Source organism: Gryllotalpicola sp., assembly GCF_027352875.1.
In the GTDB taxonomy this organism is placed as follows: Bacteria; Actinomycetota; Actinomycetes; order Actinomycetales; family Microbacteriaceae; genus Gryllotalpicola.
The window spans coordinates 12,916-32,731 of record NZ_DAIEII010000063.1 but is presented as its reverse complement, the minus strand read 5'-3'; the positions used below and the strand labels follow the sequence as shown (position 1 = coordinate 32,731).

The 19,816-nt window shown below is 67.8% G+C and carries 19 protein-coding genes, 3 tRNA genes and 3 pseudogenes; 14 read left to right on the top strand and 11 right to left on the bottom strand.

All coding sequences use genetic code 11. The annotated features are described in order from the left end of the window. Positions 1-170: 170 nt before the first annotated feature. The 3 genes and pseudogenes from M7D61_RS07535 to M7D61_RS07525 form a co-directional block, all read right to left on the bottom strand. Positions 171-449: pseudogene (locus tag M7D61_RS07535) on the bottom strand (IS3 family transposase); the annotation flags it as partial. A gap of 212 nt (positions 450-661) precedes the next feature. Further along, complete coding sequence (locus tag M7D61_RS07530) at positions 662-1,015, bottom strand: type II toxin-antitoxin system RelE/ParE family toxin (RefSeq protein WP_298229109.1); 354 nt, start codon at positions 1,013-1,015, stop codon at positions 662-664. After that, on the bottom strand, positions 1,012-1,281 hold the full coding sequence (locus M7D61_RS07525) for a hypothetical protein (RefSeq protein ID WP_298229108.1): 270 nt from the start codon (positions 1,279-1,281) through the stop codon (positions 1,012-1,014). The genes M7D61_RS07530 and M7D61_RS07525 overlap by 4 nt, the downstream gene beginning before the upstream one ends. 148 nt (positions 1,282-1,429) lie before the next feature. Here M7D61_RS07525 and M7D61_RS07520 point away from each other — a divergent pair. The 5 genes and pseudogenes from M7D61_RS07520 to M7D61_RS07505 form a co-directional block, all read left to right on the top strand. After that, positions 1,430-1,711, top strand: a pseudogene (locus M7D61_RS07520) (tyrosine-type recombinase/integrase); the annotation flags it as partial. 59 nt (positions 1,712-1,770) lie between these two features. Then, positions 1,771-4,245, top strand: coding sequence for a hypothetical protein (locus M7D61_RS07515; protein ID WP_298229107.1), 2,475 nt, complete (start codon positions 1,771-1,773; stop codon positions 4,243-4,245). Positions 4,246-4,541: 296 nt separating this feature from the next. Next, positions 4,542-4,727: pseudogene (locus tag M7D61_RS09880) on the top strand (helix-turn-helix domain-containing protein); the annotation flags it as partial. A gap of 177 nt (positions 4,728-4,904) precedes the next feature. Further along, on the top strand, positions 4,905-5,108 hold the full coding sequence (locus M7D61_RS07510; protein ID WP_298229106.1) for a hypothetical protein: 204 nt from the start codon (positions 4,905-4,907) through the stop codon (positions 5,106-5,108). A 95-nt stretch (positions 5,109-5,203) separates the two neighbouring features. After that, the gene (locus tag M7D61_RS07505) at positions 5,204-6,457 is read left to right on the top strand and encodes an ATP-binding protein (RefSeq protein WP_298229104.1); all 1,254 of its coding nucleotides are present in this window, start codon (positions 5,204-5,206) and stop codon (positions 6,455-6,457) included. 37 nt (positions 6,458-6,494) lie between these two features. On the opposite strand, the gene M7D61_RS07500 is transcribed toward M7D61_RS07505, so the two are convergent. The 5 genes from M7D61_RS07500 to M7D61_RS07480 all read right to left on the bottom strand — a co-directional run bounded on the left by M7D61_RS07500 (position 6,495) and on the right by M7D61_RS07480 (position 9,083). After that, entirely contained in the window at positions 6,495-6,962 is a 468-nt protein-coding gene (locus tag M7D61_RS07500; RefSeq protein WP_298229102.1) for a hypothetical protein, read from the bottom strand. 1,035 nt (positions 6,963-7,997) lie between these two features. Next, on the bottom strand, positions 7,998-8,468 hold the full coding sequence (locus M7D61_RS07495; RefSeq protein WP_298229100.1) for a hypothetical protein: 471 nt from the start codon (positions 8,466-8,468) through the stop codon (positions 7,998-8,000). Between the two features lie 307 nt (positions 8,469-8,775). After that, a tRNA-Phe gene (locus M7D61_RS07490) sits at positions 8,776-8,851 on the bottom strand. A gap of 62 nt (positions 8,852-8,913) precedes the next feature. Continuing rightward, positions 8,914-8,987, bottom strand: a tRNA-Asp gene (locus M7D61_RS07485). Positions 8,988-9,010: 23 nt separating this feature from the next. Further along, positions 9,011-9,083: transfer RNA gene (locus M7D61_RS07480), tRNA-Glu, on the bottom strand. A 142-nt stretch (positions 9,084-9,225) separates the two neighbouring features. Between M7D61_RS07480 and M7D61_RS07475 the strand changes: the two genes are divergently transcribed. Then, positions 9,226-10,632, top strand: a complete 1,407-nt coding sequence (locus tag M7D61_RS07475; RefSeq protein WP_298229098.1) for a peptidoglycan DD-metalloendopeptidase family protein — start codon at positions 9,226-9,228, stop codon at positions 10,630-10,632. Continuing rightward, positions 10,622-12,001, top strand: a complete 1,380-nt coding sequence (locus M7D61_RS07470; protein ID WP_298229096.1) for an NlpC/P60 family protein — start codon at positions 10,622-10,624, stop codon at positions 11,999-12,001. The genes M7D61_RS07475 and M7D61_RS07470 overlap by 11 nt, the downstream gene beginning before the upstream one ends. Before the next feature lie 6 nt (positions 12,002-12,007). Here the strand turns inward: M7D61_RS07470 and M7D61_RS07465 are convergent, their stop codons facing one another. Next, positions 12,008-12,499, bottom strand: coding sequence for an inorganic diphosphatase (locus tag M7D61_RS07465; RefSeq protein ID WP_298229094.1), 492 nt, complete (start codon positions 12,497-12,499; stop codon positions 12,008-12,010). Between the two features lie 17 nt (positions 12,500-12,516). On the opposite strand from M7D61_RS07465, the gene tilS reads away from it, so the two are divergent. Next, positions 12,517-13,572 carry a tRNA lysidine(34) synthetase TilS gene (gene tilS / locus M7D61_RS07460; protein ID WP_298229092.1) on the top strand — a complete coding sequence of 352 codons (1,056 nt, stop codon included), beginning with the start codon at positions 12,517-12,519 and terminating at the stop codon, positions 13,570-13,572. Positions 13,573-13,635: 63 nt separating this feature from the next. Here tilS and hpt read toward each other — a convergent pair whose 3' ends face one another. Then, positions 13,636-14,187 (bottom strand): hypoxanthine phosphoribosyltransferase, encoded by a 552-nt coding sequence (gene hpt, locus M7D61_RS07455; RefSeq protein WP_298229090.1) that lies wholly within the window; start codon positions 14,185-14,187, stop codon positions 13,636-13,638. Between the two features lie 85 nt (positions 14,188-14,272). Between hpt and ftsH the strand changes: the two genes are divergently transcribed. From ftsH to M7D61_RS07425, 6 genes are read left to right on the top strand one after another with little or no spacing between them, the layout of a single operon-like run. After that, entirely contained in the window at positions 14,273-16,279 is a 2,007-nt protein-coding gene (ftsH, locus tag M7D61_RS07450; protein WP_298229088.1) for an ATP-dependent zinc metalloprotease FtsH, read from the top strand. Between the two features lie 22 nt (positions 16,280-16,301). Further along, complete coding sequence (gene folE / locus M7D61_RS07445; protein ID WP_298229086.1) at positions 16,302-16,865, top strand: GTP cyclohydrolase I; 564 nt, start codon at positions 16,302-16,304, stop codon at positions 16,863-16,865. Then, a complete protein-coding gene (gene folP, locus M7D61_RS07440; RefSeq protein ID WP_298229084.1) occupies positions 16,862-17,674 on the top strand; it encodes a dihydropteroate synthase in 813 nt (270 codons plus the stop codon). The genes folE and folP overlap by 4 nt, the downstream gene beginning before the upstream one ends. Beyond that, positions 17,671-18,057 (top strand): dihydroneopterin aldolase, encoded by a 387-nt coding sequence (gene folB, locus M7D61_RS07435; RefSeq protein ID WP_298229082.1) that lies wholly within the window; start codon positions 17,671-17,673, stop codon positions 18,055-18,057. The genes folP and folB overlap by 4 nt, the downstream gene beginning before the upstream one ends. Next, a complete protein-coding gene (gene folK / locus M7D61_RS07430; RefSeq protein WP_298229080.1) occupies positions 18,044-18,574 on the top strand; it encodes a 2-amino-4-hydroxy-6-hydroxymethyldihydropteridine diphosphokinase in 531 nt (176 codons plus the stop codon). Before folB ends, folK begins: the two co-directional genes overlap by 14 nt. Then, entirely contained in the window at positions 18,571-19,056 is a 486-nt protein-coding gene (locus M7D61_RS07425; RefSeq protein WP_298229078.1) for a DUF3180 domain-containing protein, read from the top strand. Before folK ends, M7D61_RS07425 begins: the two co-directional genes overlap by 4 nt. On the opposite strand, the gene M7D61_RS07420 is transcribed toward M7D61_RS07425, so the two are convergent. Beyond that, complete coding sequence (locus tag M7D61_RS07420) at positions 19,022-19,741, bottom strand: Rossmann-like and DUF2520 domain-containing protein (RefSeq protein ID WP_298229076.1); 720 nt, start codon at positions 19,739-19,741, stop codon at positions 19,022-19,024. The two genes, M7D61_RS07425 and M7D61_RS07420, sit on opposite strands and share 35 nt — an antisense overlap. Positions 19,742-19,816 lie beyond the last annotated feature (75 nt).

Below are 19,816 nucleotides of genomic sequence, written 5' to 3'. Positions count from 1 at the left end.
GAGCTGTTCGGACAGGAAACGGGCAGGGTCAATAAAATGGGGTGCGGTCATCGCGTGTCTTCTTTCGGAAACGGTTTTGATAGGTCTTTCCAAGAATCACGCGGTGGCCGTTCTCATCTACGACAACACACTCACCAGGATCCGATACACCACGCTATTGGACGCAACCAGAAACTCGTCGCCGCCCGCAGGATCGCGACGTCCTCACGCAGGCGCGTGTTCTCTGCCTTCAACTTCTTGATCTCGGCATGCTCGACAGTGGTCACCCCGTCGCGGGTGCCATCGTCGATATCGGCTTGCAGCAGCCAGCGGCGCACGGACTCGTGGCCGACGCCGACCTGGCGGGCAACGGCCGCTGACGCAGCCGTCAGCGAGGGGTATTCCGACCGGTGCTCACGAACCAGACGGACCGCCCGATCACGAAGGGCAGGATCGATTCTCTTCGGCATGACATACATCCGTCAACTCAATAGGATGCGGCATCAAACCTGGGGCGCTTCAGTCGGAGAGCACGCGAGGCGTCAGCCAGTAGCTGGTCGTCTACGCCATTCCGTCAGGCTAGTGGCGCAAGGGTCGTCCCCAGGATCACGCGGGCTCGCCAATTGTCAGCGCTCTTCGGGCAGCCTGGCGTGCGGGTCCGCGCGAGTCTGCTGGCTGTTGGTCAGGAGATGCGGTGGTCGTGCAGGCTCATGGCCTCGTGGAGCACGCGGAGGATGTGGACCTTGTCTCCGACCTGGCGGTAGATGACGAAGTGGCGAGGTGAGACGATGCGGTGGACGTCTGTGTCGACGTGGTCGCGACTGAGCGCGAGGTGCCAGCTCTGCACGGTCTGTCCGAGCTCGGGTCGCGCGTGGGCACCAATGCGTGTCGGGTCTTCGGCGATGGCGGAGATGGCGACGAAGATGAGTTCTTCGTAGCCCTCGCGAACCGCGTCGCCGAATCGCGCTTGGGACCAGGCGAGAATGTCGCGGATGTCTGTCCTCGCCTCGGCGGCGATGACAAGGCTGAACGTCACGCGGTCTTCGTGGCGGCGATCTCGGCGGCGTCCTGGCTGATCTGCCGAATGTATCCACGCAACCCGTCAGTGGGAACCCGGTCGAATCGGCCCGCCTCGATGCTTGCCTCCGCGGCGTCGACCGCATCGCGGAGCGCCGCAAGCCGGGCCTCGTCGGAGACGTCGGCCGTGCCGAGGGTGCGCAGCAGCTCTTGCGTCAACTCGGCGCGCTCCTCGCGGGGCAGCGCCTTCGCGGTCTCGAAGACCTCAGCGGCGGTCGGCGTCATGCGTCGAGTGTACGGCGAGTGGGTGACAACTGGCAGGAGCATATGACACTAGCGCAGTGTGGCTCGCGCGGCGCAAAGCCTCTTTTAGGCCGGAGCCACGCAGTGTCGAGGTCACGTCCCGTTCGCGGCCAAGCGCGATCCGCAGCGGCTTGTTGTGGTCGACCCGATCGGGCGTCCGATCATGCCCGATGTCTACGGGGATATGTTCCAGCGGATCGCAAAGGCGGCGGGGCTGCCTCGCATTCGTCTCCATGACGTGCGGCACACGGTCGCGACTCTGCTGCTCCAGCGCGGCATCGCTCCCGTCGTGGTGGCGGGCATCCTCGGGCACTCGCCCGCGGTGCTGTTGACCACTTATGCGCACGCTCTGCCGGATGCCAAAAGAGATGCCGTCGACGTTCTCTCGGGGACCTTGCGGCCGCACACTTAGGGCCTCCGCGGTGGCGCGCGAATCGGCCGCAAACTCGGGGTTTGCGCTTAGATACGTTCGTGACATCCGAAGTCGGCTTTGTCTCAGCCTCGGTGGTTCTTCGACCGCCGCGGGTGGCCATGATGGTCGCGGGCGACGAGCACTGGCGTGATTGGGCGATGACCGCGCTTACGATCGCCTCCGGCTACTGGGGCGGCGGCGGCTTCATCTTCGTCCCCTTCGACATCAAGACCTCGCGCCCAGCGCCGGAGTTCGCGGAGATCGTCCGCGCCTACGACCCAGATCACGTCGTCTCCCTCGATCTTCCGTGGTCGACACTGGAAGCGTGGTATCCCGGCATCATCGGGATTGACGGGGTCGACGAGTCCGAGCGGCTTCGAATGATCGAGACGAATCAGTGTCACACAGGCGTGATCCAGTCCGAAACGGCTCGTGACGAGGTCGTGACATGGTGCTCGCCGATGCGTGCGGTGCCGTTCCGAGATGACCATTCGGATAGGCAGATGGAGACGGTTACGACGCTTCGTCGGCGGGACCCGGGCGAAGATCGCTTCCGACGCGGCTTAGCGCCCGCTCCGACGCCGACCGAGTGGGCGCGGCTCGCGGCGTCGGAGAGTTGGCGTTCCGATCTCGGCCTCTTCGCGGCGATGCGGGTCGGAGTTGCGCAGACCGAGGCCGCGACAGGCTCGCCGCCGGAGCCGACGGTCGATGGGCTCGGCTGGCTCATTCGTCCAGATGGGGACGCACCGACATCGTTGATATGGAACGCGAACCAGATCGCGACGCGAGCCTCAAGCGGACTTGAGAGGTGGTTCCTCGCTGACCAACGCCTAATCGAGGTGTCGACCGGCTATCTCAAAGATCGCGCGGCACTCGTTGTCGGGGACACCGGCACGGACTTCGCTCTCGCCGTGGCCTATGACCGCCTCATCGGGAACGGCATCTGGCTAACACCAGAACTCCTCGATGACGGAGAAGTGTTCCGCCAAGAGATTCAGATCCCAATCTGGAACCTCCTATCCGACTTAGAGCACGCTGCTTCTCAAATGGTCTTGACATCAACATCTGCGACCGACGCCTACGTAGAAGACATCGCCCTGCGGGTCATGGCTTCGACTTTCCCTCGGGGTGTGACGGCAGGGCGCGAGCAGAAGGCGGTACGGGTCGGTTCACCAGTTCTTGACGGCGGCTACCTTGAGTACGCCGTGAACGAGCACGTCGGCGCTTCGGTGCCGATTCCGGTAGTGAAGCAATCGGATGGGGTTCTGGAGGCGATGGCGGGATTCGAGTCTCCCGTGCCATCTGACCTTGTGTACCCCCAGAACTCTGGGTGGGTGCCGTACTGGTATGTCGACGTCGGATTCGCTCGCGACACCATGCCACGCGGACGGGATTTCCCTAGTCACGCGCTTGTGGTCGAGGACGGGCCGGTGCCGCCGGTCAATCTTCGTGCCAGTCGTGAGTCAGTCAGCTTTGATCCGCACTCAATGGGGTTCGTTGCGACGGGCTCGTTCTTACCCGGCCGGATCGGTCGTCCTCGCCTCCGCAGCCTTTCGATGCTTGCCTGGGTGGAGGCTATGGCGGAACCGGAAGGTCTTGGGGTCCGTCTGTCGCAGCCCGGCCGCCAGACGGAGCTTGTACGCCGACGCCTTGGCTCCCGCGATGCGCTCCTCGATCTGATGAAGCCGGAGAACGTCGAGATGTTTCGCGCGTTCATACCTAGGAGGAAACCTCCGACGAGTCAGGAGCGGCAAGCGGACCAGGATACGGTTGTCCTCGGGCTTGATCCATATTTGACGTTCGATGCGATGCAGAAACTGCTTGCGGGCGGAGTTGGAGCGGCCACTGCCCTAGTGGATCAACTTTCCTCGGCTCGGCTCTTGCGCCGTGGTCTGATCCTGGACTGCGTTGAGTGCGGGCGACCATCGTTCATTGACGCAGACCGATTGGGCCAGTGGTACGAGTGCCCGCAATGTGCCGCGGCAAACGCTCTCTTGTCTGAGCGTTGGAAAAAGAAGCGGTCAGAGCCTCGGTGGTTCTACGACCTCTACGCGGCCTTTCGCGAACTCCTTGCCGCCAATGGCGATGTTGTCCTCCTTGCTGCATCAGCGCTTCGAGCCGGGACCGGCACATACATGGACGCGCCGGAATTGGAGTTCTACGAACTTGCAAGTGGAGACCGGGTCGCGGAAGTCGATGTGATCGCGAGCGTGAACCATGACGTTGTTCTTGTCGAGGCGAAATCGAACGGGCTCTTCACGAAGGGGAAACGCGGGCCGAGTACAAAGAAGCTTCTGCGGATTGCCCAAGTTCTCCGCGCGGATCGCATTGTTCTGGCGACGACGCAGGCCAAGTGGAACGAAAGCGACGTCGCCCACCTTGAAAGAGAGGCGGCGAAGCTAACGCCGTTCGCCGTGAAGGTCGAAGTTAAGACGTCGCTCGGAGAGGCACAGATGTCATCGAGTCCATCGGCGGCCGAGAGGGAGCGTTCGGACGATGCCGAGGCGAAAGATGAGTCCTCGCCGGAAGCCTGACGGCCCAGTTAGAGGTCCAATGGCCACGGCCTGCTCGTGGGCTTCGAGAGAAGCGTTAGTGACAGAATCGGGTGGTTTCGTGACAGCGAGGCCGGCCGATCTTCATGTCTGAGCGACGAACTTCCGCGCCGTTACTGGGGAAGAAGGAAGTGGCTCCGACGGGCGTCGATCCCGTGACCTCACGATTTTCAGTGACTTCGGGGCGATTTCGCACTGTATCTATGTGACCGGCGAGCCTGTGATCAGGGATTCTTCTGATTGGTCGCAGTTGGTTTCAGTACGTCCTCGTGAAAAAAATGGCACGAAAATGGCACAGACCAGCGGCGGGTGCCGCACGATGCATGCCCCGGAAGCCGACGCAGCCGACCCGCCGCGTGCGGGTGTTTACTGTGCAGCAGGTCGCGCGGTTGCGTGGGGTGTCTGATCGTCGGGTGCGGCAGCTGATCGAGTCCGGCGAGCTGAAGGCATACCGCAAGCGAGGCCGGTGGTGGGTCGAGGAATGGGAAGCGTATAGTCTCGTGGCTCGACCTCGGCGATCGGGTGGGCGGCGACTGTCGCAGGGGATCGCCTGGGGCGTCGTCACGACGCTGGTCGGCTGGGAAACCCCGTGGCTCGACGCAAGTGGTCGCCACCGGGTCCGAGCGAAACTCCGCGCTTCGATGACTACCGATCTCGCCGTCGATGTTGAGGCAGGGCTCGGCGATGTGCCGGACTACGCGTTGCACGCCACCCTGCTCCGCGCGGCTGCGCTCATCCGTGCCGCCGCGAGCGGGCACGTCGTGGAACGCAAGACCGCCCTCGCGAAGTTCGCCCCGATCCACGCCTACTGGCGCCGACGGGATGGCAAGATTAGGTACGGCTGATTGCAAACGCCATACACGGCTAGATGTCAGAAATAGTCTCGGCTAAGTGTCAAAACATGGCTCGGCTGATTGCTGACCTCTGATAGCCTGACTACATGAGCGAGCGGGTCGAACGACGCCTCCTGCCTGTCGTTCGGGAGCGCATCGCGCAAACGCCAGTGCTGCTCCTGGAGGGTCCGCGGAGTGTGGGGAAGTCGACGCTGCTCGCGGAGATCGCTGCAGGGACCCCGGAAGCGCGTCTGTTCGACTTCGATGACGCGGCCGTTTTCGCGCTCGCGCAGCAGAATCTCTCGCTCATCACCGAGGAGGCGCTCCCGGTGCTCGTCGACGAGTACCAGCGCATCCCGGCGGTGCTGCAGTCGATCAAGGCCCGCCTGAACAAGGGCACGCAGTTCGGCATGTTCGTGCTCGCCGGGTCCGCGAGCTACGACTCGCTCCCGGCAGGTACGCAGGCGCTGACCGGACGGATCCAGCGCTTGGCGGTGCTGCCGCTGACGCAGACCGAGATCGATGGCACGAATAATCGCTTCATCGAGCGGGCATTCGAGGGGGACATTCCGCACACGGCCGACGCCGCTACGGCTCATCGGATGGACTATGTCGATCGGATCACCCGCGGCGGGATGCCCCTCGCAGTCGGAGAACCCGACGAGATTGCAAGAGGCCGCTGGTTCGCCGGTCATGTGCGGCAGTCTCTTCGCCGCGATGCCGGACAACTCCGCCAGCTGAACCGAGCCTCCGCGTTACCGAAGCTGTTCACCCGAGCGGTGGGGCAGACTGCCGGACTGCTCAACATCACGAAGATCGGCGAGACGCTGGAGGTGTCCCGCGGCACCGCCACCGCTTACCTGGAGCTCCTTGAGTCACTGTTCCTCATCGGCACTTTGCCCGCATGGGGGACCACTGTGTCGTCGCGGAGCGTCGAAGCGCCCAAGGTTCACGTCATCGACTCAGGTATCGGGGCGCATCTGCTCCGACTCAGCCGGCCAAAGCTGGAGCGAGGCGACGCTTCCGCACTTACCGAGTTCGGCCACCTGGTCGAATCCTTCGTCGTTCAAGAGGTCATCCGCCAGACGACGTGGATGGACGATATCGTCACGGCGGGGCACTGGCGCACCCGAGACGACGACGAGGTCGACCTTGTCCTTGAACGCCGTGACGGCGCCATGCTCGGGATTGAGATCAAGGCCGGGGATCATGTCGACTCGAAGCAGCTGTCAGGGCTGCGGAAGCTTCGCGACCGGCTCGGCAGCGCGTTCGTCGCTGGCATCGCTTTCCATCTCGGAAGCAGGGGCTATCAGGTCGAGGACCGGATCCACACGCTTCCTGTAGAACGTCTCTGGGTCTGACATGGACGCTGAGTCCGTGACCGTAGCGAGCCGAGGACTAAAGGCACTCATGCAGGCTCGGGTTGGCTGCCTCGGCTGCGGACAGTTGCATGAAGCAGTGCGGACACGTCGCGCTCGCGGTCGGCTCGCAAGCGCAGGTCCGGCATTCTGGGCACTTGGGGGTAGAGCACTTGCCGCATATCGTGATCGAGCTGTCGACAACAAACACTGCCTCGCAGGCGGCGCTCGGGCACTCGAACTCGACCCGTTCCCAGGACGTCTTGGCACCGAATCGTTGGCTCAAACGGATCACGGCGAACGCATACGCGTACGTGTGGTCAAGCGCGACCTCGGCATGCAGATCGTGCTGCGCCCATCCTGATGCGAACTCGATGCCGCTCGACAAGTCACCATCGGCGGTTCCGTTCCCTTCACCCGCCTGGCCGATCAGTTCCGCGAGGCTCGGTTGCACCCTTCCTCTGGCCGGCGTGTACAACTCGTCTGTGCTGGCACGGGCGAAGGTCACGATGCCACGGTGGTCCGCAACTATGACGACAGCTGAATCCTGTTCGGGGGCAATCTCCACGGCACGCATGGCGACAGCGGCACGCGAGGCGCGGACCTTGCCGTAGACGTCGCTGAGAACTCGAGCGCTCAGCCAACTCCGATCGGGAGCGGCCGTGGCGACCGGAATCAGAACCTCGGCAGCAAAGGCGTCCGCGATCCTCTCCTCCAGCTTCCGAGTCGACTCAGCTGGGAGCGAATAGAGGACGTTCGCCCACTCCGCATGGTGACGTCCTGCTGAGTGGATGCTCCTATTGCTGTCAAGGGCAAGGTGGAGGGGTGATTTGGTCGAGGGCGGTGTGTGCTTGGCGCTCGAGCGTGATCAGGCTCGTATGCGGTCAAGTCCTGGAGTAGTGACTGAACAGACCCCGCGCCAATCCCGTTCCACCTCCGGACCACCTCGACCGTGAGCGGGGCAACTTGTGCCCAGGTCGTCAGACCGCGCCGACCGATGGCGTTTCGCGTCCTGGTGTCCGTGACCAGGTTCTCGACCAGAGCGGCAGGACGGATCGAAGGAAACAGCTCCCCGAAGGTCATTGAACTTGAAGCGATGTCCGGCTCGGGTGCTGCATCTTCCGCGAGCGGCTCGGGGCCAGAGGCGAGGACCGTCCGTGCGAGGTCATTCATCAGTTGTTCGACGCGCTGGCGACCGAGTCCTGGCCATCCCTCGATTTCGTCCAGGCCCATAAAAGAGATGTCGGACCAAGTCGTGAATCCGGCGAAGTTGAACCAGGTTCGCGTCGCGGCAGCGCTCACGAGATGATCCAGAGGTGTCGCATCACCGAGCGTCGGGAACAGATCAGCGAGTGTGATGAGGTTGTCAGCGGACGCGGCATCCGCGTCAGCAGCAGAGATCTCCCCGGCCATCGTCCCTTCTTCCTCGTTGTGGATGGGCGTCAGCGCCCGCAATCCAACGTAGTGGGGTGCTCCGACATCAATGCAGTGCTGGTCTCCCAGTGCAAGTTCTCAAGGGGCTGACATGAGGTCCGGCATCTGACTACCCTGCCCTCCCCGGTGGCAGCAGCCCGCGCCCGCGCGCCTTCGTGACCCAGTCCTGCGTGGTGGAGAGCGGTACGCCGTTGGCGGGCGCCATCGTCGCAGTTGGGTTCCGGTCGCCGTTCTTCGCAAGGCCGGCGTGCTGGAGGGCGACGAGGTCGTAGAAGTCGGGGTCGGTGCGGAGGTCGCCGAGGGGCTTGAAGACGTCCTTGTCGCGGATGGTGCGGCCGCTCGGCAGCACGATCTTCCCACCGGTGAGGGTGCCGATGCGTTTGATGCCGATGAGGCGCTGGTTGATGGCGCCCTCGATCTTCGCGATGGGGATGTCGCGCAGTTGCGAGCCGACGACGGGGTCGCCGGCTCGCCAGGGGAGGAATACGACGCCGGTGACGCGGACCTTCTCAAAGGCGATGACGATCTGGCGCTGCAGGCGGAGGAAGGCGCGGGTGCCGGACTGGTGCTCGACCGGCACCCAACGGGCGCCGGCGACGTCGTTCTCGGCCGGGCCGACCGGCGGGATGAGCTGCGCCCGGGAGGGCGTGGCGTTCCCCCGGGAGCGTGATCGACGCGGCGTTCGGGGAAGGTCCGAAGGCGGGGTTCAGGGGCAGGCCCTTCGTCTCGCTCCGCTCGCTCAGGGAGCGGCCCGGGCGAGGCTGGCCGAGCCAACCCGAGACAGCACGTCGCGCCCGAAAACTGGCACACGAATGGCACAACTCAGTGACTGGGAAGGAGGCAGCGGCAACTACCTCAGGAAAAACCCTGATCCACCGGACTTTAGGTGGTGGCTCCGACGGGCGTCGATCCCGTGACCTCACGATTTTCAGTCGTGCGCTCTACCAACTGAGCTACAGAGCCGTGGCCGGCCGAAGCCGGTCTCCGAAAGAAAAGCCCTCTCCGAAGAAAGGGCTTCGCCTTCGCGACCCTGACGGGACTTGAACCCGCGACCTCCGCCGTGACAGGGCGGCACGCTAACCAACTGCGCTACAGGGCCATGTGAAATTAGTCGGCAATCAGTGACCCCAACGGGATTCGAACCCGTGCTACCGCCGTGAAAGGGCGGCGTCCTAGGCCACTAAACGATGGGGCCGCGAGGCTTGCGGCCCCATGACTACCGAGGGTCAAGCATACGTGAGGCGAGAACCGCCGAACAAATCCCCGCGGGGCGACCGGATTCCGACGAGCCGGGCCGATTGCCCGCAATCTTTCAACCCCCGCTTTAAGGTCAGGGCATGAGGTCGCCTGCGCCCCGCTGGTTGCGCGCGCCCGCCGTTCGCGCGGGGCTCGCGCTGGCGACCGCGCTCGCGCTCGGGGCGGGGATCGGGATTCCGGCCGCCGCCGTGGTCCCCGATCAGGCGGCCCCCACCGCCGTCCAGACCGCGAAGCCCCCGACCTTCCCGACCTGGGACGAGGTGCAGAAGGCCAAGGGCAGCGTCGCGGCGACGCAGGCCGCCATCGCCCGGGCGAGGGCGCTCGTCGACGGCCTCAAAGCGGACGTCAAGACGGCCCAGGCGAAGGCCGACGCCGCCCAGAGCGCGGCCGGCACCGCGAACAAGGCCGCCGAGGCGGCCGGCCAGGCGATGGCGACCGCGCAGGACGACTTCGTCGCCGCGAGCCAGAAAGCGGACACGCTCGCGGCCCAGGCATCCGACCTGCAGAACCAGGCCGACAAGGCGATGGCGCAGGCGGGGGCGCTCGCCGCGCAGCTCTACCGCACCGGCGGCAACGACCTCACGACGAACCTGCTGCTCGGCGGCGCGCAGAGCACCGACAACCTGCTCGCGGGCCTCGGCAGCATGAGCATGCTCGTGCAGCAGCAGTCCGGCATCTACGAGCAGGCGCAGACCTCGGAGAACCTCGCGCAGGCCGCCGTCGATCAGGCGAACGTCGCCAAGCAGGTGCGCGCCGACCTCAAGCAGAAGGCCGACGCGGCGTTCGCGACCGCCCAGGACCTCGCCAAGAAGGCCGCCGCCGCCTTCAGCGCCGCGCAGTCGGCCCAGAACCAGGCCGAGAGCGTGCTCGCCGACGCGAACAGCCACATCGACGAGCTCAACGCGCAGATCGCCTACCTCAACAACCAGTACGCGAAGACCTATCGGAGCTACCAGGCCGGCGTCGCGTACCGGGCGAGGCAGGCCGAGATCGCCCGGCAGAAGAAGCTCGCCGCCGAGCGCGCCGCCGCGCTCCGCCAGCAGCAGGCGGCCGGCACCGCCGACATCGCCCCGACCGGCTGGGCGCTGCCCGTGAGCGGCTGGATCTCGTCGCCGTTCGGCCCGCGCGTGCGCCCGTGCGGGATCTGCAACGCCTTCCACCTCGGCGTCGACCTCGCGACGGGCACGGGCACGATCATCCGCGCTGCGCACGACGGCACCGTCGTCTACGCGGGCTGGAACGGCACCTACGGCTACTTCATCCTCATCGACCACGGCAGCGGCGTTTACACCGGCTACGCGCACATGGAGTACGGCGGCATCCTCGTTTCGATCGGTCAGCAGGTCGCGGCCGGTCAGCCCATCGGCCGGGTCGGCATGACCGGTGACGCCACCGGCCCCCACCTGCATTTCGAGGTGCGCCTCAACGGGGTGCAGATCAACCCGTACCCGTTCATGCTCGCCCGCGGGATCAGACTTGGCGGCTAGGAGGCCCGGAGCTGCGCGCGCCAGCCTCGGCGCCGTCGCCGTGGGCGTGGTCGCCGCATCCGTGGGCATGGTCGTCGCGCCCGGCGCGGCCATCGCCGACGACTACCCGACGTGGAACCAGGTCGAGGCGGCCAAGCACAGCGTCGCCGCCCAGAAGGCCCTCGTCGCCAGGATCACTGCACTCGTCGGCACGCTGCAGAACTCCACCGAACAGGCGGGCGTCGTCGCCGAACAGGCCGCGGAGCGATACCAGCAGGCCAAGCTCGCCCTCGACACGGTGACGCAGAAGGCCGCCGCGCTGCAGGCCCAGTCCGACGCGGCGGGGAAGGTCGCCGATGTGTCGAAGACACGGGCCGCGCTGCTCGCAGCGCACCTCGTCCGCGCCGCCGGGCAGGACCCGACGCTCACCCTGCTGCTCCAGGGCGCGGATGCCTCGGCCGCCGATGACCTGCTCTTCCAGCTCGGCGCGATGAGCCGGCTCACCGAGCAGTCGCAGCAGATCTACGACCGCGCCATCCAGGACCAGAACACGGCCCGGTCGCTGCAGTCCCAGGCGGCGCAGGCGGAGGCGGTGCGGCAGCAGGCAGCGGACAGCGCCAAACAGGCCTACGGCACCGCGGCATCCCTCGCCGCACAGGCGCAGCAGGCGGTGCAGGCGGCGATGCAGCAGCAGCAGACCCTCGTCGCCCAGCTCGCCGACGTGCAGAGCACCTCGACCGTGCTCGCCCAGCAGTACCTGCTCGGGCAGCAGGAGAAGCAGCGGGCGGCCGAGGCCGCCGCTGCCGCCGCCGCTGCGACGGCGAGGCAGCAGCAGGAAGAGGCGGTGGCCGCCGCCAGCGCCAGTGCGGCGGCCTCCGCTTCCGCCGCTGCATCGAGCGCCTCCGCCGCCGTGTCGCCTTCGGCGTCGCAATCCTCGCTGCCACCATCGCCTGCACCTGCACCTGCACCTGCACCTGCACCCGCGCCGCCGAGCGCGCCGAGCGCGCCGCCGTCGGGGGCCGCGGCAACGGCTATCGCCTTCGCGCGCGTCCAGCTCGGCAAGCCCTACGAGTTCGACGGCGCCGGCCCCGGCACCTGGGACTGCTCGGGGCTGACGATGATGAGCTACGCCGCCGCAGGCGTCGGCATCGGCGGGCACAGCGTCAACGCCCAGTACGACACCGCCCAGTCGAACGGGCAGCTGCACCCGCTCAGCGAGGCGATCGCCGGCGACCTGCTGTTCTGGGGATCAGGACCGGGGTCCTTCTACCACGTCGGCATCTCCCTCGGCGGCGGCATGATGATCGCCGCGCCGACGTTCGGCGACGTCGTCAAGATCCAGGTCGTCTGGGGCTCGCCCTGGGGCGAGGTGGCCCGGCCGGGTCAGTAGACCGGGTCAGCGGTCCGCGTCGGCAAGGCGCTGGATGGCCTCCTGCACGAGCGTGTCGGCCTCCGCCGCGCTGCCCCAGGCGTCGACCTTGACCCACTTGCCGGGCTCGAGGTCCTTGTAGTGCTCGAAGAAGTGCTGGATCTCCTTCTTCGTGTACTCCGGAATGTCGTCGACGTCCTGGATCCACGTCCAGCGCGGGTCCTTGTACTGCACGGCGATGACCTTGTCATCGCCGCCGGCCTCGTCGCTCATGTGCAGCACGCCGACCGGGCGCACCACGACGCCGACGCCGGGGAAGAGCGGATAGTCGAGCAGCACGAGCACGTCGAGCGGGTCGCCGTCCTCGCCGAGCGTGCCCTCGAAGAAGCCGTAGTCGGCGGGGTACGTGAAGTTCGTGTACAGCACTCGGTCGAGGTAGACCCGACCGGTCTCGTGGTCGACCTCGTACTTGTTGCGGCTGCCGCGGGGGATCTCGATGACGGCGTCGTACTCAGGCATGGGAATAACGTTAGTCGATGCCCGACGATCCGTCCGCTCGTCGACCGCGCCTCACTCCGGCCGTCGCGGACATCCGCCGCGCGGTCAGGAAAGCCCTCGCCACTGACCTCCATCGCAGCGCGGATGCACCGCCGTCGATCGGCGGGGCGCTCGTCCTGGTCGCCTTGAGCGGCGGTCCCGACTCCCTCGCGCTCGCCGCGGCGACGGCGTTCGAGGCTCCTCGTGCGGGCGTCCGCGCCGGTGCGATCGTCGTCGACCACGGCCTGCAGCAGGATTCCGCCGGCATCGCCGACCGCGCCGCCGGGCAGGCGCGGGCCCTCGGCCTCGACCCGGTGGTCGTGACCCGGGTCGACGTGACGGGGCCGGGCGGCCCGGAATCTGCCGCCCGCACCGCGCGGTACCGGGCGATCGACGCCGCCCTCGACGAGTCGGGCGCGAGCCACGCGCTGCTCGCCCACACGCTCGACGATCAGGCCGAGACCGTGCTGCTCGGCCTCGCGCGCGGCTCAGGGGCGGCGAGCCTGCAGGGAATGGCGCCGGTCTCGGGCCGCTATCTGCGGCCGCTGCTCGGAATCCGGCGCGCGGCGACGCATCGCTTCTGCGCCGACTCCGACCTGGTTCCGTGGCTCGATCCGCAGAATGGGCATTCTGCGTATACCCGCGTGCGGGTGCGTCAGAACGTCATGCCCGTCCTCGAGGCCGAACTCGGGCCGGGTGTCGCCGAGGCGCTCGCGCGCACCGCCGAGCAGCTGCGCGAGGACTCCGACGCCTTCCAGACCATGATCGACGAAGTCATCGAGGACCTCGTCGAGCACTCCGAGGCGGGCATCTCGGTCTCCGTGCCCGCGCTCGAGGCGAACCCGGTCGCGCTGCAGGGGCGGATCGTGCGCTTCGTCGTCCAGAGCGAGTTCGGTGTCGCGCTCGAGCGCGTGCATGTGCGGGCCATCCTCGCGCTCGTCGCCGACTGGCACGGGCAGAAGCCGCTCGACCTGCCCGGCTTCACCGCCGCCCGGACCGGCGGCCGCCTGGTGCTTTCCGCCGCACCGGCGAGTTCTGCACCTGACCGGCCATAGCGATCCGGCGACCCGTGCGCCGAATCGCGCAGCGATCCGCGCCGGCGGGGACCGGAGCGGAGATCAGGCGTAGACGTGGGGAGCGAGCACCGCGATCGACCGCAGATTCCGATACTTCTCCGCGTAGTCGAGGCCGTACCCGACGACGAACGCGTTCGGGATGTCGAAGCCGAGGTACTTCACCGGAACCTGGACCTTTGCAGCGTCCGGCTTCCGCAGCAGCGCCGCGACCTCGATCGACGCCACCCCGCGCGAGCGCAGGTTCTCGAGCAGCCAGGACAGCGTGAGCCCCGAGTCGATGATGTCCTCGACGATGAGGACGTGCCGGCCGGTGATGTCGGTGTCGAGGTCCTTGTTGATCTTGACGACGCCCGAGGACCTGGTGCCCGCCCCGTACGAGCTCACCGCCATGAAGTCGACGGTGACCTGACCCGACAGCGCGCGGACCAGGTCGGACATGTAGACGAAGGCGCCCTTGAGGACCGCCACGAGCAGGAGGTCCTTGCCGACGTAATCCGCGTCGATCGCGGCGGCGAGTTCCGCGATCTTGGCTGCGATCTGCTCCTCGGTGACGAGGGTCTCGGCGAGGTCGTCCGGGACGTCGGATTCGCGCATGGAACGAGGTTAGCCGACCATCTCAGCATGCCTACGGCGAACACGGGGCAAGCGCAAAGCAACGCCGGGGTACTCTGGCCACACCATGAACGTCAAGCGTCTTTTCCGCGGCCCGATTATCTATATCGTATTGGCCGCGATCGCCGTGTGGATCGTCACGTCGCTGGTGACGAGTGCCAACGGCTACAAGCAGGTCACGACGCAGGAGGGCCTCTCGCTCATCAAGAGCGGCCAGGTGTCGTCGGCCACCATCGTCGACGGCGACCAGCGCGTCGACCTCACCCTGAGTTCGAGCTACCTCAACGACGGCACGCGGGTGCAGTTCTACTACGTCGCGCAGCGCGGTGCCGACGTGGTCGCGGCGATCGATGCCGCCAACCTGCCCAAGGGGTACAACGACACCGTGCCGCAGCAGTCTTGGTGGGGGTCGATCCTCTCGCTCGTCCTCCCCATGGTCATCATCGCGGCCCTGTTCTGGTTCATGCTCTCCGGCATGCAGGGCGGCGGAAACCGCGTGATGCAGTTCGGCAAGTCGCGCGCGAAGCTCGTCTCGAAGGAATCCCCCAAGGTCACCTTCGAGGACGTCGCCGGCGCCGACGAGGCCGTCGAGGAACTGCGCGAGGTCGTCGACTTCCTCAAGGAGCCGCAGAAGTTCCAGGCGGTCGGCGCGCGGATTCCCAAAGGCGTGCTGCTCTACGGCCAGCCGGGTACCGGCAAGACGCTGCTCGCGCGTGCGGTCGCCGGCGAGGCAGGGGTGCCGTTCTACTCGATCTCGGGCTCGGACTTCGTCGAGATGTTCGTCGGCGTCGGCGCGAGCCGCGTGCGCGACCTCTTCGAACAGGCCAAGCAGAACGCGCCCGCCATCATCTTCGTGGACGAGATCGATGCGGTCGGGCGTCACCGCGGCGCCGGCCTCGGCGGCGGCCACGACGAGCGCGAGCAGACCCTCAACCAGCTGCTTGTCGAGATGGACGGCTTCGACGTGAAGACGAACGTCATCCTCATCGCAGCGACCAACCGCCCCGACATCCTCGACCCCGCGCTGCTGCGCCCCGGCCGCTTCGACCGCCAGATCGGCGTCGACGCGCCCGACATGAGGGGCCGTCTCCAGATCCTCCAGGTGCACGGCCGCGGCAAGCCGCTCGCCAAGGGCGTCGACCTCGAGGTCGTCGCGCGCAAGACGCCGGGCTTCACCGGCGCCGACCTGGCCAACGTGCTCAACGAGGCCGCGCTGCTCACCGCCCGCTCCAACGCCCAGCTCATCGACAACCGAGCACTCGACGAGGCCATCGACCGCGTGGTCGCCGGCCCGCAGCGCCGCTCCCGCGTCATGAAGGACAAGGAGAAGCTCATCACCGCCTACCACGAGGGCGGGCACGCACTCGTCGCCGCGGCGATGCGGCACTCCGACCCGGTGACGAAGATCACCATCCTGCCACGCGGCCGCGCCCTCGGCTACACGATGGTCATGCCCATGGAGGACAAGTACTCCGTCACCCGCCAGGAGCTGCTCGACCAGCTCGCCTGGGCGATGGGCGGCCGCGTCGCGGAGGAGATCGTGTTCCACGACCCGACGACCGGGGCGTCGAACGACATCGAGAAGGCGACCGGAATCGCGCGCAAGATGGTCACCGAGTACGGCATGAGCGCCGAGATCGGCTCCGTCAAGCTCGGCGCCCCCTCGGGCGAGATGTTCCTGGGTCGCGACATGGGCCACGAGCGCGACTACTCGGACGAGATCGCCGAGAAGGTCGACCTCGAGGTGCGCGCGCTCATCGAGCAGGCCCACGACGAGGCCTACCAGGTCGTCAACAGCAACCGCGAGATCCTCGACCGCCTCGCGCGGGAACTGCTCGAGCAGGAGACCCTCGACCACAACCAGATCGCCGAGATCTTCAAGGACATCACGCTGCTGCCGGAGCGCCCCGAGTGGCTTTCGAGCGCGAAGCGCCCGCTGCCCGACATCCCGCCGATCCCGTTCCCGAAGCTCGGCCCGATCGAGAAGGCGGCGATGGCCGAGCCGGAGAAGCCGGAGAAGCCGGCGCGCACCCGCCGCACGCCTACGACCAACCCGCGTCCCGCGACGGCCTAGCCGTCTTGGCTAGCGTGGCTCTGTGACGATCGACCGCGCCCGTATCGAGGCGGCCGTCGCCGAGTTGCTGCTGGGCATCGGCGAGGACCCGGCGCGCGCCGACCTCGTCGACACGCCGTCGCGCGTCGCCGATGCGTACGAGGAGTTCTTCGCAGGGCTCGGCGAGGACCCGCTCGCGCCCCTCGCCGAGACCTTCCCCGTGACGGGAGCGGATTCCGAGGTCGTCGCCATGCGCGGCATCGAGTTCCGCTCCATCTGCGAGCACCACCTCCTGCCGTTCCTCGGGCAGGCGCACATCGCCTACCGGCCGTCCGACGCGATCGCCGGGCTCGGCCGCCTCCCCAAGGTCGTCGAGATCCTCGCCGCGCGCCCCCAGCTTCAGGAGCGCCTCGCCGAGCAGATCGCCGACACCCTGGTGGAGGGATTGCACCCGCGCGGCGTGCTCGTCGTGCTCGAGGCCTCGCACCAGTGCGTCACCACCCGCGGCGCCCGGCAGGTGCACTCCTCGGTCGTCACGGTCGCGAGCCGCGGCGAGTTCGTCGACGGCGCCAGGCGCGCCGAGGTGATGGGGCTGCTGTCGGCATGACGCTCGTCATGGGCGTCCTCAATGTCACCCCCGACTCGTTCAGCGACGGCGGCCGGTGGGCATCCTTCGACGACGCGATCGCGCACGCCGTCGACCTCACGGCCCAGGGCGCCGACCTCATCGACGTCGGAGGGGAGTCGACCCGCCCGGGCGCGCCGCGGGTTCCCGCGGACGAGGAGCTGTCGCGGGTGCTGCCGGTCGTCCGCGAGCTCGCTGCCCGCGGCATCCGGACCAGCATCGACACCATGAACGCCGAGACGGCGCAGGCTGCGGTTGTGGCAGGCGCCGAGTTCGTCAACGACGTCTCCGGTGGGCTCGCGGACCCCGAGATGCCGGGCGTCGTCGCCGGGCTCGGGGTCACCTACCTGCTCTCGCACTGGCGCGGCCACAGCGCCGATATGAACGCCCTCGCTAGGTACGGCGACGTCGTCGCCGACGTCATCGGCGAGCTCGAGCGTCAGATCGACGTGGCGCTGGATGCCGGGATCCGGCGCGACCGCCTCGTCATCGACCCGGGCCTCGGCTTCGCCAAGACCTCCGAGCACAACTGGGCGATCCTCTCCCACCTCGGCTCGCTGCAGGCGCTCGAATTCCCCATTCTCCTCGGCGCATCGCGGAAGCGGTTCCTCGGCGAACTGCTCGAGCCGGGTGCGCCGATGGAGGCGCGCGACCTGCCGACCGCGGTCATCTCGGTGCTCGCCGCGCAGGCCGGCCTCTGGGGCGTGCGGGTGCACGATGTCGCCGGTACGCGGCTCGCCCTCGACGTGCTCGGCCGGTGGGCCGGCGAGCAGGCCAGGATGGACGCATGAGCGACACTGTCACCCTCGCGGGGCTCGAGGTGTTCGCGCACCACGGGGTCTTCGACTTCGAGCGCGAGAACGGGCAGAGGTTCGTCATCGACGTCACCGTCTGGGCCGATCTCGACGGAGCGGCGGTCGGGGATTCCCTCGCTCAGACCGTGCACTACGGTGAGCTCGCCGAGGCCGTCGTCGCCGCGGTCGAGGCCGACCCGGTCGACCTCATCGAGACCGTCGCCGCGCGTGTCGCGCGTGTCGCGCTCGGCTTCGCCGCGGCAGAGCGGGTTCGGGTGACCGTCCACAAGCCCAATGCCCCGATCGACGCGGTCTTCGCGGATGTCGCGGTCTCGATCGAGCGCGACCGGGCCTGGGCGGGACGCTATGAGCGGGGCTGAGGTCACGGCGGTCATCGCCCTCGGCAGCAACCTGGGCGACCGCGGCGAGCTGCTCGTCTCAGCCGTCGCCGGTCTCGCGGCCGTCGACGGGATCATCGTCGAGGCGGCGTCGCCCGTCGTCGAGACCATCGCGCTCAAGCCGGGCGGCCGGGACAGCAGCGCCCCGAAGTACCTCAACGCCGTCGTGCTCGTGCGCACCACCCTCGCCCCGCACGCGCTGCTCGACGCCCTGCACGTCATCGAGAACGTCCACGGCCGCGAGCGCGGCGAGCTCTGGGGCAACCGCACCCTCGACCTCGACATCGTCGACTACGACGGGCAGACGCTGCACGACCCCGACCTCGTGCTGCCGCATCCGCACGCGCACGAGCGCGACTTCGTGCTCTCGCCCTGGGCGGCCGTCGACCCGGACGCCGTGCTGCCCGGTCACGGCCGGGTCGCCGACCTGCTCACGAGCCTCGGCGATCTTTCGGGCGCGGTCGGCGACATCCACCTCGGGATCGGAGCCGCGCGGTGAAGCGCACCTCGATCGCGACCGTCCTCGTCGTGGCGGTCATCGGGCTCGTGCTCGGGTACCTCGTCGAGCTCGTCCTGACGCGCGCTGCGAGCCAGCCGCTGCTCGTCCCGCCGCTGACCTATGCCATCACGCTCGCCGCGCTGGGCGTCATCGTCGTCGTGCTCGCATGGCCGGTGCGCCGGGCCGTGCACGCCAAAGACGCGACGCACATCGACCCCTTCCGCTCGGCACGGATCGCAGCCCTCGCCAAGGCGTGCTCCGTCGCGGGCGCGCTGCTCGCGGGCACCGGGCTCGGCATCCTCGTCTTCCTGCTCACCCTCACGCTCATCGCGGAGAGCGCGGCGGTCTGGTACACCCTGGCGTCGCTCGTCGGCGCGCTCATGCTCCTCGCGGGCGGGCTCGTCGCCGAGGCATTCTGCACGCTTCCGCCGCCGTCCGACGGCGACGCTACGGAAGCTCCTCAGGGAGCTCGATCTCACTAGGCGCAGTCCGGCGCAAAGCCTCATCGACCGTCGAGCGCACGAGCGAGCCGAGGAAGGCGCCGGGCCGCTCGAAGCCGATGGCGGCGAGGATTCCCGTCGCCTGGTCGACGATCGCCCGGCTGAACGTCGTCGCCGTCGCGATCGCCTCGGCGTACTGGGCCCGATCCTCCTCGGCGACGACGATCGGCTCGCCGCCCATCTCGACGACGAGCGCCTGCCCGATCGGCTGCACGGGCGCCGGCGCGGTGACGGCGAAGTACGTCTCGGCCATGCGCGCGAGGTCGAGGCGGGTCCCGGTGAACGACATGGCGGGGTGGATGGCGAGCGGGATGGCCCCCTGCCTCGCCGCCGGCTCGAGCACCGAGACGCCGAACCCGGGCGCCGTGTGAACGAGGAGCTGGCCCGGCTGCCACGCCCCGAGCGCGGCGAGGCCGGCGACGAAGCCCTGGAGCTCGGAATCCGGGATCGCGACGACGACGAGCTCGGAGCGCTCGAGCAGCTGACGCACGTCGAGCAGCGGCGCGCCGGGCAGCATGTCGGCCGCGCGCTCGCGGCCGGAGTCGCTCACCGCGTGCACACCGACGATCGCGTGGCCCGCGCCGGCGAGCGCGGCGCCGAGCACCGGGCCGACGCGACCGGCACCGATGATGCCGACGCCGAGGCGGCCGGAGCGTTCGGGGGTCACGGTTGTCGATGCTAGCCGCCGCGCCCGGACGCACGATTCCGACAACGAATCCACTTCGGCCATGGCGGAGCCGAT

Coding starts and splice junctions, on each gene's coding strand:
- M7D61_RS07525 (WP_298229108.1), bottom strand. CDS start 1,281: ATGACGCCGACCGCCGCTGAGGTCTTCGAGACCGCGAAGGCGCTGCCC.
- M7D61_RS07510 (WP_298229106.1), top strand. CDS start 4,905: ATGACTACCGATCTCGCCGTCGATGTTGAGGCAGGGCTCGGCGATGTG.
- M7D61_RS07505 (WP_298229104.1), top strand. CDS start 5,204: ATGAGCGAGCGGGTCGAACGACGCCTCCTGCCTGTCGTTCGGGAGCGC.
- M7D61_RS07475 (WP_298229098.1), top strand. CDS start 9,226: ATGAGGTCGCCTGCGCCCCGCTGGTTGCGCGCGCCCGCCGTTCGCGCG.
- M7D61_RS07465 (WP_298229094.1), bottom strand. CDS start 12,499: ATGCCTGAGTACGACGCCGTCATCGAGATCCCCCGCGGCAGCCGCAAC.
- tilS (WP_298229092.1), top strand. CDS start 12,517: ATGCCCGACGATCCGTCCGCTCGTCGACCGCGCCTCACTCCGGCCGTC.
- hpt (WP_298229090.1), bottom strand. CDS start 14,187: ATGCGCGAATCCGACGTCCCGGACGACCTCGCCGAGACCCTCGTCACC.
- ftsH (WP_298229088.1), top strand. CDS start 14,273: ATGAACGTCAAGCGTCTTTTCCGCGGCCCGATTATCTATATCGTATTG.
- folP (WP_298229084.1), top strand. CDS start 16,862: ATGACGCTCGTCATGGGCGTCCTCAATGTCACCCCCGACTCGTTCAGC.
- folB (WP_298229082.1), top strand. CDS start 17,671: ATGAGCGACACTGTCACCCTCGCGGGGCTCGAGGTGTTCGCGCACCAC.
- folK (WP_298229080.1), top strand. CDS start 18,044: ATGAGCGGGGCTGAGGTCACGGCGGTCATCGCCCTCGGCAGCAACCTG.